The following is a 15,595-nucleotide window of genomic DNA, read 5'->3' as shown; positions in this document are numbered from 1 at the left end:
AAAGAGAGCCCGACATGGCCGATACGCCCAACGAGACGCACAAAGAAACACTGCGGCAGGCGGCATTGGAGTATCACCGGCACCCCAAGCCCGGGAAGTTGGAAATCAGGGCGACGAAGCCCTTGGCCAACGGGCGTGATCTGGCGCGGGCCTACAGCCCTGGCGTGGCCGAGGCCTGCCTTGAAATCAAGGCCGATCCGGCCACCGCTCGGGACTACACATCGCGCGGAAATCTGGTGGCGGTGGTGACAAACGGCACGGCCGTTCTGGGGCTGGGCAACATCGGCGGCTTGGCGTCAAAACCGGTGATGGAGGGCAAGGCTGTCCTGTTCAAAAAGTTCGCGGACATCGATTGCTTTGACATTGAACTAAATGAACCGGATCCCGAAAAACTGGCCGATATCGTCTGCGCGATGGAGCCGACTTTTGGCGCGATCAACCTCGAAGACATCAAAGCCCCGGATTGTTTTATCGTGGAAAAGCTGTGCCGTGAGAGGATGAACATCCCCGTGTTTCACGACGACCAGCACGGCACGGCGATTGTTGTGGGGGCGGCTGCGACCAATGCGTTGCGGGTGGCCGGTAAACGGTTTGAGGACATCAAGATCGTCAGCACCGGCGGCGGGGCGGCGGGCATTGCCTGCCTGAACATGCTGCTAAAGCTGGGGGTCAAACGCGAAAACGTCTGGCTGTGCGATATTGAGGGGCTGGTTTACGAGGGCCGCGAGGCGGATATGAGCCCGCAAAAGGCAGGTTACGCGCAGGGCACCAAGCCCGCGACGTTGGACGATGTGATCGGCGGGGCAGATATGTTCCTTGGGCTGTCCGGCCCCGGTGTTCTGACGCCCGATATGGTTGCCAAAATGGCGGACACGCCCATCATCTTTGCGCTGGCCAACCCCACGCCGGAAATCCTGCCCGACGATGCGCGGGCGGTGAAACCGGACGCATTGATCGCCACGGGGCGCAGTGATTTTCCCAACCAAGTCAACAACGTGCTGTGCTTTCCGTTTATCTTTCGCGGCGCGCTGGATGTGGGCGCCACACAGATCAACGACGCCATGCAGATCGGCTGTGTTGAGGGGATCGCGGCGCTGGCGCGGGCCACCACAAGTGCTGAGGCGGCGTCGGCCTATCAGGGCGAGCAGCTGATTTTCGGGGCGGAGTATTTGATCCCCAAACCCTTTGATCCGCGCCTCATGGGGGTGGTGGCCAGCGCGGTCGCCAAGGCCGCCATGGAAACAGGTGTAGCCACACGCGAGGTGGATATTCCGACCTATAAGGCAGCGCTGGACGCGTCCGTGTTCAAATCCGCCATGCTGATGCGGCCCGTGTTTCAGGCGGCGGCCACAGCAGCGCGGCGGATCGTCTTTGCCGAAGGCGAAGACGAACGGGTGCTGCGCGCGTCACAGGCGATCTTGGAGGAAACGACAGAGACCCCCATCCTGATCGGGCGACCGGACGTGATCCGCGCACGGGCGTTGCGGGCGGGGTTGGAAATGGACCTCAGCAAGCTGGACATCGTGAACCCCGAAAACGACCCAAGATACCGGGATTATTGGGAAACCTATCACGGCCTGATGGCACGCAAGGGGGTCACACCCGATCTGGCGCGGGCGATCATGCGCACCAATACGACGGCGATCGGCGCCGTCATGGTGGAACGCGGTGAGGCAGACAGCCTGATTTGCGGCACCTTCGGGCAGTTCCGCTGGCACCTGAAGTACATCGAAAACGTGCTGGGCAAAAACCACAGCGTGCAGGGCGCGTTGTCGATGATGATTTTGGAAGACGGGCCGCTTTTCATTGCGGACACCCATGTGCGGTCTGAACCATCCCCCGAACAGATTGCCCAATCGGCCATCGGGGCGGCACGTCATGTAAAGCGGTTCGGCCTTGCGCCCAATATCGCCTTTTGCGCGCAGTCGCAGTTTGGCAATCTGGATTGCGACACGGGCACACGCATCCGCGCGGCGATGGATATCCTCGACGCCCAAAAGGTTGATTTCGCCTATGAGGGGGAGATGAACATCGATGCGGCCCTTGATCCCGACCTGCGGGCGAGACTGATGCCAAATAACCGGATGCAGGGGGTCGCCAATGTGCTGATCTTTGGCCATGCAGATGCGGCCAGCGGGGTGCGCAACATCCTGAAAATGCGCGCAGGCGGGCTTGAGGTCGGGCCGATCCTGATGGGCATGGGCAACCGCGCCCACATCGTGACACCTGCGATCACCGCGCGGGGCCTGTTGAACATGGCCGCCATTGCGGGCACGCCGGTGCAGCAATACGGCTGATCGTATTTGCAACTTTGCAACTGACCCGCGGATGGCTGGGATAATTTCGCAAATTTGCGAGGCCCTATTGCTTGCGCGTGGCCTGCCCGTCCTTTTACACATGTCCCAGTGAGGGAAGGGACATTCATATGGCATATCGCGACGTTTACCAAAGTTGGCAGGACAATCCTGAAGCGTTCTGGCTAAAGGCGGCGGAGGCGATTGACTGGGATGTGGCCCCGACCAAGGCGCTGTTTGACGACAAGGCACCGCTGTATGAATGGTTCCGCGATACAAAGGTGAACACCTGCTACAACGCAGTAGATCGCCATGTGGAACAGGGGCGCGGGGATCAGGTGGCGGTCATTTATGACAGCCCCATCACTGGAACCAAGGCCAAATTCACCTATGCCGAATTGCAGACCCGCGTGGCGGCTTTGGCCGGTGGTCTGGCGGCGAAAGGTGTCGGCAAGGGCGACCGCGTCATCATCTACATGCCCATGGTGCCCGAAGCGTTGGAGGCGATGTTAGCCTGCGCACGGTTGGGGGCGATCCACTCGGTGGTTTTCGGTGGCTTTGCAGCCAATGAATTGGCGGTGCGGATTGATGATGCGACGCCCAAGGCGATCATCGCCGCGTCCTGCGGGTTGGAACCGGGGCGGGTCGTGGATTACAAACCCCTGCTGGACGGTGCGATCGAACTGGCCGACCACACGCCAGATTTCTGCGTGATCTTGCAACGAGAACAACACCCCTGTGACCTAGGCGCGCGAGATGTGGATTGGCATGGCTTTCAGGAGGGGACCGCCCCCGCCGCCTGTGTCCCAGTTGAGGGCACCCATCCGGCCTATATCCTATATACATCCGGGACCACCGGCGCGCCCAAAGGCGTGGTGCGGCCCACGGCGGGGCATCTGGTGGCACTGAACTGGACCATGAAGAACATCTATAACGTGGACCCCGGCGATGTGTTCTGGGCGGCGTCCGATGTGGGTTGGGTCGTGGGGCACAGCTATATTTGCTACGCGCCGCTGATCCACGGCAACACCACCATTGTCTTCGAAGGCAAGCCCATCGGCACCCCCGACGCGGGCACCTTTTGGCGGGTGATCGAAGAACACGACGTCAAATCCTTCTTCACGGCCCCCACGGCCTTCCGCGCCGTGAAACGCGAAGACCCTGCGGGTGAGTTCGTGAAGAAATATGACCTGAGCTGTCTGGGGCAGATTTATCTGGCCGGTGAGCGGGCCGATCCGGACACGATCGAATGGATGCAGGACAAGCTGGGCAAGCCGATTTACGACCATTGGTGGCAGACCGAAACGGGCTTTACCATTGCGGGCAATCCGGTGGGGATTGAACCGCTGCCGGTGAAGCTGGGGTCGCCCACGGTGGCGATGCCGGGATTTGATGTGCAAATCCTCAGCGACGAGGGCCATCCTTTGGGCGCCGGTGAACTGGGCGCCATTGCGGTAAAGCTGCCGCTGCCGCCGGGCACCCTGCCCACGTTGTGGAATGCCGAAGAGAGGTTCTTGAAATCCTACCTCACCACCTTTCCGGGCTATTATGAAACCGGCGATGCGGGTATGATTGATGAGGACGGGTACCTTTATATTATGGCGCGCACCGATGACGTGATCAACGTCGCCGGACACCGGTTGTCGACCGGTGCGATGGAAGAAGTTCTCGCCGCCCATCCGGATGTCGCCGAATGTGCCGTCATCGGGGTGACGGATGCGTTGAAAGGTCAGCTGCCGGTGGGGTTTGTCTGCCTCAGCAAAGGGGTGGAGACCGCGCCCGAGGACGTGGAGCAGGGCTGCGTGAAACTGGTGCGCGACACCATCGGGCCTGTGGCCGCGTTCAAACTGTGCTGCGTGGTGGACCGGTTGCCGAAAACACGGTCCGGCAAAATCCTGCGCGGCACGATGGTGAAGATCGCGGATAGCGAGGCGTTCAAACTGCCTGCGACCATCGATGACCCTGCGATTTTGGATGAGATCAAAACAGCGCTGCAAACCATCGGTTACGCCAAATAAAAAACCGCAGGCGGTGCCACCTGCGGTTTTCAATCGCCCCGAAAATCGGGACTGGGTAAAAGGGCGACCCCACCACAGAGCCGCCCCCCTACCATGTTCAGCCTCCTCAGAGGCTGGCGATGAAGTCATCGACTTCACGCTCGGCTTCGGCTTTGGTCTTGCCGTATTTCTGTTGAACCTTACCCACGAGCTGTTCACGTTCACCGTGGGCTTCATCAAGGTCTTCATCGGTCAACTCGCCCCAACGTTCACGGGCGGAACCTTTGATTTCTTTCCATTTTCCCTTAACGACATCCCAGTTCATCGGTGTCTCCTTCTCTTGTGACACATGCGAGGTCCCGCCCCGCGCGGCTTCGGGGATACAACCAAAGCCACGGACATTCGTTCCAAAGAAAATGTGAGACGTCAGGCGAATTGTTCGCGGATCAGCCGTTCTTCGAGACCGTGACCGGGGTCAAACAGGATACGGTGCGCGATTTCTGGCGCGGACCAGACATCGACGGTTGCGACGTTTTTGACAGACACGCCATCGGCATCCGCATTGACGGGGCGTTTGTCGGGGTTCGTGACCTCAAAGGTGACGCGCGCGGATTTGGGCAAAAGCGCGCCACGCCACCGGCGGGGGCGAAAGGCCGCAACCGCCGTCAGCGCCAGAACATCGGACCCGATGGGCACAATCGGCCCGTGGGCGGAGTAGTTGTAGGCGGTCGACCCTGCGGGCGTGGACAACAACGCGCCGTCGCAGACCAGTTCTTCCATCCGCATTTTGCCATCCACATGGATGCGCAATTTCGCAGCCTGCGGCCCTGCGCGCAAAAGCGACACTTCGTTGATCGCAAGGGCGTTGTGTTGTTGGCCTTCGACACAGGTGGCCGCCATGTGAAGCGGGTTGATGACCTCTTCCTCGGCGCGGTCCAGACGGTCGCGCAGGCCTTGGGACGAATAGCTGTTCATCAAAAAGCCCACCGTGCCACGGTTCATCCCGTAGACTGGCGCGGGCAGGTTTTGGGTGTTGTGCAGGGTCTGCAACATGAAGCCATCCCCGCCCAAGGCCACGATAATATCTGCGTCCTCAACCGCGACACCGCCATATTGCTGCGTCAATGCCGTGCGCGCCTGTTGGGCGATGGGGGCGTCACTGGCCACAAAGGCAAGCTGTTTTGGCATTGTAAGGCCCTGTCCTTGAAGGGTTTCCCATCTGTTGTCGCCCGCCCATTTCGGAAACGCAAGTCGCGGATCGGGCGCAAACTGCCGCCTGCGGCATAAAGATCATGCGCAAAATTGGGGTTTAATGGCGCAGGCGGACCGCTTAAAAGGCCGCAAACCCAACGCCGAAAGGACGCTGCCATGAACGCCCCGACCAAAGACGACGGTTTTTTCACCGAAAAACTGGACACCCGCGACCCCGAAGTGGCTGCCGCCATTGGCGCTGAACTGGGCCGTCAGCGCAAAGAGATTGAGCTGATCGCATCCGAAAACATCGTGAGCGCCGCCGTGATGGAGGCCCAAGGCTCCGTCATGACGAACAAATACGCCGAAGGGTATCCTGGCCGTCGCTATTACGGTGGCTGTCAGCACGTGGACGTGGCCGAAAACCTGGCGATTGACCGCGCCAAGCAGCTGTTTGATTGCGGCTTTGCCAATGTGCAGCCCAATTCCGGTTCGCAGGCCAACCAAGGTGTATTTCAGGCGCTGATCAAACCCGGTGACACCATTTTGGGCATGTCCTTGGACGCCGGTGGTCACCTGACCCACGGGGCCAAGCCGAACCAGTCGGGCAAGATTTACAACGCCATCCAATACGGTGTGCGCAAGCAGGACAGCCTGTTGGACTACGACCAAGTGCAAGAACTGGCGACGGAACATCAGCCCAAGCTGATCATCGCCGGTGGCTCCGCCATTCCGCGGATCATCGATTTCAAACGCATGCGTGAGATTGCGGATTCTGTGGGCGCGTACCTGCTGGTCGACATGGCACACTTTGCCGGTCTGGTGGCAGCGGGTCTGTACCCATCCCCCTTCCCCCATGCCCATGTGGCCACGACGACGACGCACAAAACCCTGCGCGGCCCACGCGGCGGCATGATCCTGACCAATGACGAGGCGTTGGCGAAGAAGTTCAACTCCGCCATTTTCCCCGGCATTCAGGGCGGCCCCCTGATGCATGTGATCGCCGGTAAGGCCGTGGCCTTTGGTGAGGCCCTGCGCCCCGAGTTCAAAGCCTATCAGGAACAGGTGGTCAAAAACGCCCAAGCACTGGCCGATCAACTGATGAAGGGCGGTCTGGACATCGTCACGGGCGGCACGGACAGCCACGTGATGCTGGTGGACCTGCGCCCCAAGGGTGTCAAAGGCAACGCGACCGAGGCCGCGCTGGAACGCGCCCACATCACCTGCAACAAGAACGGCATCCCGTTTGACCCTGAAAAGCCCATGGTCACCTCCGGCGTGCGTCTGGGGTCCCCCGCAGGTACGACGCGCGGCTTTACCGAGGTGGAATTCCGCCAGATCGCTGACTGGATCGTCGAAGTCGTCGACGGTCTGGCCGCGAACGGCGAAGACGGCAACGGTGCGGTTGAGGCCAAGGTGCGCGCCGAGGTTGAGGCGCTTTGCGATACCTTCCCGATGTATCCAAACCTGTAAGACATCTGCACAAGTGATGCGCAAAGCCGTCGTGGACATCCACGGCGGCTTTCGTGCATTTGGGGGATATGAATAGCACAAGATCCCTCGAACGTGGCTTTGGCACATGGGTGCGCCGCCGACTGCCCCACGGGGTTGCAGAATTCGTGATGTTTGTTCTTAAACAGGGGTGGGCGTGTCTGTTTGGCGGGCTGCTGTTGGTGGCCGTAATTTGCACAAAAGCGATCTGGGGCGATGATTGGCTGATCACCCGATATGACGCCCTGTTTGTCTTCGCCGTCTTAACACAGGCCGCTATGCTGTTGTTTCGGCTGGAAACCCTCAAAGAGGCGAAGGTCATCTTGCTGTTTCACCTAACCGGCACCGCCATGGAGTTTTTCAAGGTCAGCGCCGGATCATGGGCCTACCCCGAAGAGGCCGTTTTCATGGTCATGGGTGTGCCACTGTTCAGCGGGTTCATGTATGCGTCCGTGGGCAGCTACATCGCGCGGGTGATCCGCATTTTCGACATGCGGTTCGCCCCCTACCCGCCTTTCTGGATGACGGTCGTTTTGGCCGTGGCGATCTACGTGAATTTCTTTGCGCACCACTTTGTCTGGGACATCCGGTGGGGGCTGTTCGCGGCAACAGTGCTTCTCTACGGGCGCACGCGGATCACCTTTACCGTGGGCCAGACCTATTGGATGCCCCTGCCCGTCGCGGCGTTCCTGGCGTCGTTCTTCCTTTGGGTGGCTGAGAATATCGGCACCCTGACGGGCACATGGGTCTACGCCGGATCGGCAAACTTTGACTGGGCGTCGATCAGCAAAATGGGCAGTTGGTATCTGCTGCTTTACGTCAGCTTCGTGACCGTCACCTTGGTCATTCGCGCCCCGCTGGGGTCAAACAAATCCGCGCCAGACCAGATAGGTGATGAAAGCTGCAACCACGACAATCAGATTAAAGCTGACCGCGCCTAAGACATTCAGAACACGGGTCTTTCGCCGTTCCTTCGGGTCGATGGAGGTGAGGTATTCGGTGAGGTCGCGATGGGCCTTGGCCACCCGCGCGTCGTCAATCCGGGCCTGCATTTTCGGGTGACGCGCCATTTCAGCGGCCTGAACCAGATACCGCGCCTCACGCCGCGCCCAAGTGGGCAACAACCGCCCCGCCTTGCGCACGCCGTGGGACAGGCTGCGGGCCTTGAGGCGCAGGCGCTCCTCGATCAGGGCGCGGATGTTTTCGGCGGCGGTTTCGATGTCCATGGTTACGGGGTAGCGCGGTTGGGCGGGGGTTTCAATTCCGCCCGTGGGGGGCTAGTCAAATGGGATGCTCAATATCCTCACCCATGGCGACCCGTCGAACCCTACCCTGTTGATTGCACACGGTCTTTTCGGATCGGGACGAAACTGGAACGTGATCGCGAAACGGCTGTCGGATGCGTTTTACGTGATCTGCCCTGACATGCGAAACCACGGGGCCAGCCCTTGGTTCGACACGCAAAGCTACTTTGACATGGCCGATGATCTGGCGGGGTTGTTGGAGGGGCCATCGCTGGTGGTGGGTCATTCCATGGGGGGCAAGGCCGCGATGGTGCTGGCCCTGCAACATCCTGATTTGGTTGAGAAACTGATCGTCGCGGACATCGCGCCCGTGGGCTACAGCCACAGCCAAGCGCAGCACATCGCGGCCATGCGCGCGGTGGATTTGTCGGGGGTGGAACGGCGGGGCCAGGCGGGGGAAACGCTGGACCCTGAGGTGCGGGATTTCCTGCTGCAAAGCCTTGATGTGAAAGGCAAACGTTGGACGTTGAATTTGGACGTGCTGGAGGCCGAGATGCCCAAGATCATCGGGTTTCCTGAGGTATCTGGGGCGTTTGAGGGGCCGACGTTGTTCCTGTCGGGGGCAGACAGCGACTATGTTACCGCCGCGCACCGGCCTGAGATCAAACGGCTTTTCCCGGATGCGAAATTCGCCAAACTGCCCGGCGCAGGCCACTGGCTCCACGCGCAAAAACCGCGCGAATTCGAGGCGACGGTGCGGGCGTTTTTCGGCTAAAAGGTTGTTCCCGTGAGGAAAACCAGAAGCGACGCGGCGCCAGCGGTGACGATGAACAGGTGTGGCAGGTAGTACATGACGGGGCCCTCTGATTGGATCATGAGGGTTATACGTGGGTTGGCGGGCGTTCCGTCGGTGGGTGTGATTGCCTGAACCAGTAGGGTGAGACGTCAAGTGGACATTTTTGGGGCAATCACGGGCGGAGCCCCGAGGGCATCTGAGTTTCATACAACTTCTAATCTAGGGCGCGCCCGAACCGAGGGGTGGGCGAGAAGCGCCCGCTCCGTGGGGGCGGTTCGGCGCAGCCAAACGCGGAGCGTTTGGCTAATCTTCAAATTATTGATCACTGATCAAAAGAAACGCCGGTAGTTTCTCAAATACTAAGTACTCATTATTGATGTGATCGAAAAAGATTGGGCCTAGAGAAGAATGTGTCATCAACGATACCTCCAACTCAGTCTGATCGATCATCATCGTGCCGTCAGGACTTTTGCGCAAACTCTCGTTTCGTGAGTAGCCCGTAACGACGCAAATCAATATGATAAAGGCGACCAAGATAGAATTGCCAACTGAGTCGTTCAACCAAAAGGCTAGGCTAGTAAATTTCCTCGGGTACCTTTTTGAGCGAAGGCCCAACAAGGAAAACATGATAAAGAAGAAAGCCGCCCAGAAGACATTCACTATTGCAGCGCCCAGATAGAACAGGAAAAAGACAAGCGCCCCAGAAACAACCGAAATGAGAAATCCGTATTTTTCAACAAAGCTCAACGTCGCAACTTCACGGATTTGCATCCATCTTTGTTTGCGTTTGTCATGGATCGAGACACGAGAGCGGACAGCGAACTTTGCGAGCAGGAAGTTCCCAAATCCCCCTGCAGAGAGCAACAGGCTCTTTGAACTCCAGCAAACGACTAAGCCGATAAATAAGAATACTGCCAGCTGCGATGAGAGATATGTTACGGTGGCCAGGTCAATCAAACCCCAAGCCTGTTTCGGCAATCCTAAAATGAACCCGAGAGAATGAAACGAAAAAACGCCAAAAACGGTTTGTGCAAGGCGATACCAATTTAGACCTACGGGCCGAAGAAGGACCTTCAGTTCATTTATAAAGCCTTTCGAAATAATGTTTCCTTTTCGCAGTACTATCTGCCTCAACTCCACAATGCCTACGCGCTCGCGCTAAATTGGACCACTCTTCCTTAGCGAGCCTTAGCTCCTGAGTGCGTAAGGGCATTGCTACGCAATACCCTGCCACGCACGCGCACAAAAAATGGCCCGCTTTTAGCTGTCCATCTTAAGCGCCGAAATAAACGCCTCTTGCGGGATGTCCACCTTCCCGAACTGGCGCATCTTTTTCTTACCCGCTTTCTGCTTGTCCAGCAGTTTACGTTTTCTTGACGCATCGCCGCCATAACACTTCGCAGTGACGTCTTTGCGCATGGCGGACAGGGTTTCTCGCGCGATGACTTTGCCGCCGATCGCCGCCTGGATCGGGATTTTGAACATGTGACGGGGGATCAGGTCTTTGAGTTTTTCGACCATGGCGCGGCCTCGGGCCTCGGCGCGGTCGCGGTGGACCATCATGGAGAGGGCGTCGACGGGCTCCTCGTTCACCAGCACGGACATCTTCACCAGATTGTCCTGCCGGTAACCGGTGAGTTGGTAGTCGAAGGATGCGTAGCCTTTGGTGACCGATTTCAGGCGGTCGTAGAAGTCGAAGACGACTTCGTTCAGCGGCAGGTCATAGACGGCCATGGCGCGGGTGCCGGCGTAGGTCAGGTCTTCCTGGATGCCGCGGCGGTCTTGGCAGAGCTTCAGGACCTCGCCCAGATATTCATCAGGCACGAGGATCGTGGCCTTGATGCGCGGTTCGGCCACGTGATCGACCAGCGTGACGTCGGGCATGTCGGCGGGGTTATGAAGGTCGAGCTTGGTGCCGTCCTTCATGTGGATGTGGTAGATGACCGAGGGCGCGGTGGTGATGAGTTCGATGTCGAACTCCCTCTCGATCCGGTCGCGGATCACTTCGAGGTGCAAAAGCCCGAGGAAGCCGCAGCGGAAACCGAAGCCGAGTGCGGCGGAGGACTCCATTTCAAAGCTGAACGACGCATCGTTCAGCGCAAGTTTGTCGATGCTTTCGCGCAAGTCTTCGAATTGGGCGGAATCCACGGGGAAGAGGCCACAGAAGACCACCGGTTGCGCAGGTTTGAAGCCCGGCAGGGCGGTGACTTCGGAGCGTTGGTGGGTGATTGTATCGCCCACGCGGGTGTCGCGGACCTGTTTGATCGACGCGGTGAGAAAGCCGATTTCGCCGGGGCCGAGCTCTTCGATCATCGTCATCTCAGGTCGGAAGACGCCGATGCGGTCCACGTGGTGGATCGTGCCGTTGCTGAGGAATTTAACCTTTTCGCCCTTCTTGAGCTTGCCGTCGATGATGCGGACCAAAACGATCACGCCCAGATAGCTGTCGTACCATGAATCGACCAGCATCGCTTTCAGCGGCGCGTCCGGGTCGCCCTTGGGCGCGGGCAGTTGGGTGACGATGGCCTCAAGCGTTTCTTCGATGCCTTGACCGGTCTTGGCGGAGACGGCGATGGCGCCGGAGGCGTCGATGCCGATGACGTCCTCGACCTGTTCGGCCACGCGGGAAATATCAGACGCGGGCAGATCGATCTTGTTGAAAACAGGGACCAATTCGTGGTCCGCCTCAATCGCATGATAGACATTGGCGAGCGTCTGCGCTTCGACCCCTTGGGTGCTGTCCACGACCAAAAGCGAGCCTTCGACGGCACGCATGGAGCGGCTGACCTCATAGGCGAAATCGACGTGACCGGGTGTGTCGATGAGGTTGAGAACGTAGGTTTCGCCGTCCTGCGCGGTGTAATCGATGCGGACGGTGTTGGCCTTGATGGTGATGCCGCGTTCGCGTTCGATGTCCATGCTGTCCAGCATCTGCGCCTTCATATCCCGTTCGGCCACCGTGTTGGTGGACTGGATCAGGCGATCAGCGAGCGTGGATTTCCCGTGGTCGATGTGGGCGACGATGGAGAAATTGCGGATTTTTGATATGTCGGTCATGGTGCAGGATATGGTGCGATTTAGGGGGTTTGGCAATGGGGTTTGGTGAGGAGGATCGGCGCACCTACTTTGCCTCCCAATCTGCTGCACTCGACCACATATTCAGGCCTCAACCTAGCAGCTTGCGAAACTGACCTTCGACATAAATTCGTGGCAGGGTTCCGGCCATTCTACGGTTGAGGGCCTTTGCAAGTTTTCCGCCATGGTTCTTATGCGTGTAAAATGGGGAACCTTCTGAGCCTACTATTACTATTTCAGTTTGATTGGTCGTGTTGCGCTGAACATCCGCACCGAAGACTGTCAACTTCTCTGTCACTTCATTGCGCGTCCCGAAGCGAAATTTTCCGGTCAGAATAGTTTTCTTCCCTTCAAGGGTTTCCATATCGACTTGATCCAAATCCTGAATGACAGGGATGGAGTCGGAACTTGCAATACCGGTGTCGGAAAAGCTGTCGCCCACGAGCGCCGCAATTAGATTTCCAATCTCGTCCGACTCATCGCTATCTATGAGCCCGTCTTCAAGAGCGTCAACCACACGTAAATAGAGAGCTGAAATTCTTGGGTCGGATGACAGATCATGATCGCTATCTAGCTTCTCCAGCAGCTCTTCTGCCTCGCGTTTCGTTATATCTGCATCGCAATTAATGCCCGCACAAAACCCTAAAATCCTATTCGCCGACGATCGTTTGCAATTTTGATCTATGTTCAAGAGCCGGATCTCGATGATCTGGCGGAGGAGTTCTAGGAGTTCAGCAACCGTATCGAAATGACCGGCAGAGGCTTCTTCAATTATTTCAAATGCATCCTCATCATGCACCTGTCGACACAAGGCCGCGCATTCTGCAAGCAGCGGCTCAACTTCCGAAACATCGACACGATTATTTGCAACTATTCCTTCAATAAACCCGATGAAAAAGCATTCGTTCTTTGCGACGATCCGTTTATCATGAATCTTGTTTAATGCGGGCGACTCGTAATTCACTTATACCCCTTTCATTTCATATTCTTAAGCTTGGACTAAAACTGTACGATACTGCAATTTATTTCCCCAATGAAACAATTCTCGCATTCAAGCTTAGAACTACTGTACTTCGAGAACGGGGCACTATCACCTGAAACCATATACGCCCCCAACCGCGCATTGCCCCACCCTGCCCCCCATGCCATACTCGCCCCAGCAGCAAACAGCCCAGACCACAAAATCGGCGGGCCAGAGTGAGGTGAGATGATGCGGGCAATTGTCCTTTTAACGTGCATGGTGGCCTTGGCGGCCTGTGGGGGGCGGTCCGGCTCGACCCGGGGTGCCACCGGTGAAATCAGCCGCGCCTGTTTGGCGGCGGACAGATCGGCGGCCTCCGTGCAGCTGTGCACCTGCGTCCAAGGGGTCGCCAATGCGGAGTTGAGCGCGCGGGACCGCAGCCGCGTGGCCTCGTTCTTTGACGATCCAGAGGTCGCGCACGCCACCAAGATCAGCGACACCCGCGCCAATGACGCCTTTTGGGACCGCTACCGCAGCTTTATCAGCGCGTCGCGTCGTCAGTGCGGCTAAGACCTGCGATCAGACGGTCGGCGCAGTCTTCGATCAGATCAAGGCAGCCGTCGAAATCGCGGGTATAATAGGGGTCGGGCACGGGCGCGCCGTCGGGCGTGAAAATCGTGACAGGGGTGGTGTTGCCTGCGGGCCGCTGGGCCTCAATATCGCGCAGGTTGTCGGCGTCCATGGCGACGATCATATCAAAGCTGTTGAAATCATTGGGCGAAAACTGACGCGCGCGCAGGCCGGACAGGTCGTAGCCGCGCGGGCGGGCCGCCGATTGCATGGGGCCCTAAGGTGGGTTGCCGATGTGATAACCAGCGGTGCCCGCACTGTCCAAGGCCAGGTGGGGCGCTTTGGCGCGCGTGACGGCCTCCGCCGTGGGGGACCGGCAGATGTTGCCCAGACAGACGAAAAGAATACGGTGCATGAGGTGATCATAGCAGAGGACGCGCCATGCGCATCGTGATTTTAACAGGGGCGGGGATTTCTGCGGAAAGCGGGATGGGAACGTTCCGTGACAAGGGCGGCCTGTGGGAAAACGCGGACCTGATGAAGCTGGCCACGCCCGAAGGCTTTGCCGAAGATCCGGCTGCTGTGCATGCGTTTTACAACATGCGGCGGGCCAAGGTGCGGTCGTGCCAGCCCAACGCGGCCCATGTGGCGCTGGCCGCTTTGCAGCAGGACCCGCGGGCGCAGGTCACCTTGGTCACGCAGAACGTGGATGACCTGCATGAACGGGCCGGATCGCGGGATGTGATCCACATGCACGGGACCCATCTGGTGGCGCTGTGTGCGGACTGTGATGCCCGGTGGCCTGCACCTGCGGTCATGGATGTGGACACGCGCTGCGCCTGTGGCGGCAAGGCGCGGCCCGATGTGGTCTGGTTCGGGGAGGTCCCCTATCACATGGACCGCATCGGCGCCGCACTGTCGCAGGCCGATCTGTTTGTGGCCATCGGCACCAGTGGCGTGGTCTATCCTGCCGCAGGCTTCGTGCGCGTGGCCCGTCAGGCCGGGGCGGCGACGTTGGAGCTTAACCTCGCCCCCAGTGAACGGGCGTCCGATTTCGCGGACGCCCGGTTTGGTCCGGCTACCGAAGTGGTGCCGGCTTGGGTGGCTGAGGTGTTGACCTAGTGGTCGTGACCCTCATCGGTTGACGTGCCGTGGTCCATATCGCTGTGGTCCATGACCTCGGTCCGGGTTTGATCCACGGGGATTTCGACGACAACGTCACCGGCCTGTTCAAATTGGAAGGTGATGGTGATGACCTCTCCATCTTCAAATCCATCGCCCAGCCCCATGAACATCACATGTTTGGCGCCGCGCTTCATCGCGATCTTTCCGCCTGCGGGCAGGTCCATACCGTCCTCAAGGTGGGTCATGCGCAAAACGCCGTCCGCGTCTTCGATATGGGTGTGAAGTTCCGTGCGCGCCGGAACCTCAGAGATGACCGAGACGAGGCGGTCATCCACGTCACCATCATTGTGAATGATCATAAAGGCCGCACCGGCCATCGGGTTTGAGGACCGCGCATAGGGGTCATGAATTTCGATGTCGGCAAGGGCCGGACAGGCAAAGGTCAGCGCTGAAAGCACGCCGATAAGGGACGTGATGAAAGACATAGGATGGCTCCTGATGTGATCTGCAAGATGTTGAAAAAGTGAAAGTCAGTTTCAAACAGATCGCGGTGGCCCGCGGCCATTCCAAATCAATGGGCGCGCGCTGAAACCGGCAACATCTTCAACACGATACTGCGTGTTTAGAAGGTAGATATCGGGCACATCATGCTGCGCAATGAGGGGCAGTATGCCCGCAAACGTCACAACGCAGTCAGGACAGATATGGACAACCTCAACCGGCTGACCGTCCCGATCAACGGTTATGGTTTGGACCCCCTGCCCCGTGCAGATCACGACCTGCCCCGCCGCGTCGACATGGGTGCCGCGCGCCACAGCCATCTGCTGTGACGTCAATGCAATCACGACCGC

General features: G+C 58.7%; 15 protein-coding genes and 1 pseudogene. 8 read left to right on the top strand and 8 right to left on the bottom strand.

All coding sequences use genetic code 11. The annotated features are described in order from the left end of the window. Positions 1-14 precede the first annotated feature (14 nt). Together ACTG36_RS11970 and ACTG36_RS11965 are read left to right on the top strand one after the other, a co-directional pair. Positions 15-2,297, top strand: coding sequence for an NADP-dependent malic enzyme (locus tag ACTG36_RS11970; RefSeq protein WP_375281459.1), 2,283 nt, complete (start codon positions 15-17; stop codon positions 2,295-2,297). Between the two features lie 128 nt (positions 2,298-2,425). Further along, positions 2,426-4,312, top strand: coding sequence for a propionyl-CoA synthetase (locus tag ACTG36_RS11965; RefSeq protein ID WP_375281458.1), 1,887 nt, complete (start codon positions 2,426-2,428; stop codon positions 4,310-4,312). Positions 4,313-4,418: 106 nt separating this feature from the next. On the opposite strand, the gene ACTG36_RS11960 is transcribed toward ACTG36_RS11965, so the two are convergent. Both ACTG36_RS11960 and ACTG36_RS11955 read right to left on the bottom strand, forming a co-directional pair. After that, on the bottom strand, positions 4,419-4,616 hold the full coding sequence (locus ACTG36_RS11960; RefSeq protein WP_375281457.1) for a CsbD family protein: 198 nt from the start codon (positions 4,614-4,616) through the stop codon (positions 4,419-4,421). A 101-nt stretch (positions 4,617-4,717) separates the two neighbouring features. Next, positions 4,718-5,479: an NAD kinase gene (locus tag ACTG36_RS11955; protein ID WP_375281456.1), complete on the bottom strand. Its 762-nt coding sequence runs from the start codon at positions 5,477-5,479 to the stop codon at positions 4,718-4,720. Positions 5,480-5,659: 180 nt separating this feature from the next. On the opposite strand from ACTG36_RS11955, the gene glyA reads away from it, so the two are divergent. Both glyA and ACTG36_RS11945 read left to right on the top strand, forming a co-directional pair. Continuing rightward, complete coding sequence (glyA, locus tag ACTG36_RS11950; RefSeq protein WP_375281455.1) at positions 5,660-6,955, top strand: serine hydroxymethyltransferase; 1,296 nt, start codon at positions 5,660-5,662, stop codon at positions 6,953-6,955. 68 nt (positions 6,956-7,023) lie between these two features. Next, a complete protein-coding gene (locus ACTG36_RS11945; RefSeq protein WP_375281454.1) occupies positions 7,024-7,914 on the top strand; it encodes a DUF817 domain-containing protein in 891 nt (296 codons plus the stop codon). On the opposite strand, the gene ACTG36_RS11940 is transcribed toward ACTG36_RS11945, so the two are convergent. After that, positions 7,837-8,199, bottom strand: coding sequence for a hypothetical protein (locus tag ACTG36_RS11940; RefSeq protein WP_375281453.1), 363 nt, complete (start codon positions 8,197-8,199; stop codon positions 7,837-7,839). The genes ACTG36_RS11945 and ACTG36_RS11940 overlap by 78 nt on opposite strands. Before the next feature lie 64 nt (positions 8,200-8,263). Between ACTG36_RS11940 and ACTG36_RS11935 the strand changes: the two genes are divergently transcribed. Beyond that, the gene (locus ACTG36_RS11935; protein ID WP_375281452.1) at positions 8,264-8,992 is read left to right on the top strand and encodes an alpha/beta fold hydrolase; all 729 of its coding nucleotides are present in this window, start codon (positions 8,264-8,266) and stop codon (positions 8,990-8,992) included. Positions 8,993-9,328: 336 nt separating this feature from the next. Here ACTG36_RS11935 and ACTG36_RS11930 read toward each other — a convergent pair whose 3' ends face one another. From ACTG36_RS11930 to ACTG36_RS11920, 3 genes are all read right to left on the bottom strand, one after another. Then, the gene (locus tag ACTG36_RS11930) at positions 9,329-9,970 is read right to left on the bottom strand and encodes a hypothetical protein (RefSeq protein ID WP_375281451.1); all 642 of its coding nucleotides are present in this window, start codon (positions 9,968-9,970) and stop codon (positions 9,329-9,331) included. Positions 9,971-10,273: 303 nt separating this feature from the next. Continuing rightward, positions 10,274-12,070 carry a translation elongation factor 4 gene (gene lepA / locus ACTG36_RS11925; RefSeq protein WP_375281450.1) on the bottom strand — a complete coding sequence of 599 codons (1,797 nt, stop codon included), beginning with the start codon at positions 12,068-12,070 and terminating at the stop codon, positions 10,274-10,276. Positions 12,071-12,179: 109 nt separating this feature from the next. Continuing rightward, positions 12,180-13,052: a hypothetical protein gene (locus tag ACTG36_RS11920; protein ID WP_375281449.1), complete on the bottom strand. Its 873-nt coding sequence runs from the start codon at positions 13,050-13,052 to the stop codon at positions 12,180-12,182. A gap of 243 nt (positions 13,053-13,295) precedes the next feature. Here ACTG36_RS11920 and ACTG36_RS11915 point away from each other — a divergent pair, with 243 nt between their 5' ends. Next, positions 13,296-13,619, top strand: a complete 324-nt coding sequence (locus tag ACTG36_RS11915) for an arginine transporter (protein WP_439142442.1) — start codon at positions 13,296-13,298, stop codon at positions 13,617-13,619. Here ACTG36_RS11915 and ACTG36_RS11910 read toward each other — a convergent pair. Beyond that, positions 13,591-14,034 (bottom strand): annotated as a pseudogene (locus tag ACTG36_RS11910) (low molecular weight protein-tyrosine-phosphatase). The gene ACTG36_RS11915 and the pseudogene ACTG36_RS11910 sit on opposite strands and share 29 nt — an antisense overlap. A 26-nt stretch (positions 14,035-14,060) precedes the next feature. Between ACTG36_RS11910 and ACTG36_RS11905 the strand changes: the two are divergent. Further along, positions 14,061-14,741, top strand: a complete 681-nt coding sequence (locus ACTG36_RS11905; RefSeq protein WP_375281446.1) for an NAD-dependent deacylase — start codon at positions 14,061-14,063, stop codon at positions 14,739-14,741. Here the strand turns inward: ACTG36_RS11905 and ACTG36_RS11900 are convergent. Beyond that, positions 14,738-15,229 (bottom strand): copper chaperone PCu(A)C, encoded by a 492-nt coding sequence (locus tag ACTG36_RS11900; protein ID WP_375281445.1) that lies wholly within the window; start codon positions 15,227-15,229, stop codon positions 14,738-14,740. The genes ACTG36_RS11905 and ACTG36_RS11900 overlap by 4 nt on opposite strands. 162 nt (positions 15,230-15,391) lie before the next feature. Here ACTG36_RS11900 and ACTG36_RS11895 point away from each other — a divergent pair, with 162 nt between their 5' ends. Further along, positions 15,392-15,574 (top strand): hypothetical protein, encoded by a 183-nt coding sequence (locus ACTG36_RS11895; RefSeq protein WP_375281444.1) that lies wholly within the window; start codon positions 15,392-15,394, stop codon positions 15,572-15,574. Positions 15,575-15,595 lie beyond the last annotated feature (21 nt).

Origin of the sequence: Pseudooctadecabacter sp., assembly GCF_965657175.1 — a bacterium.
Lineage (GTDB): Bacteria > Pseudomonadota > Alphaproteobacteria > Rhodobacterales > Rhodobacteraceae > Octadecabacter.
Note: the sequence above shows the minus strand (reverse complement) of the source record. Positions and strands in the feature narration are given on the sequence as shown.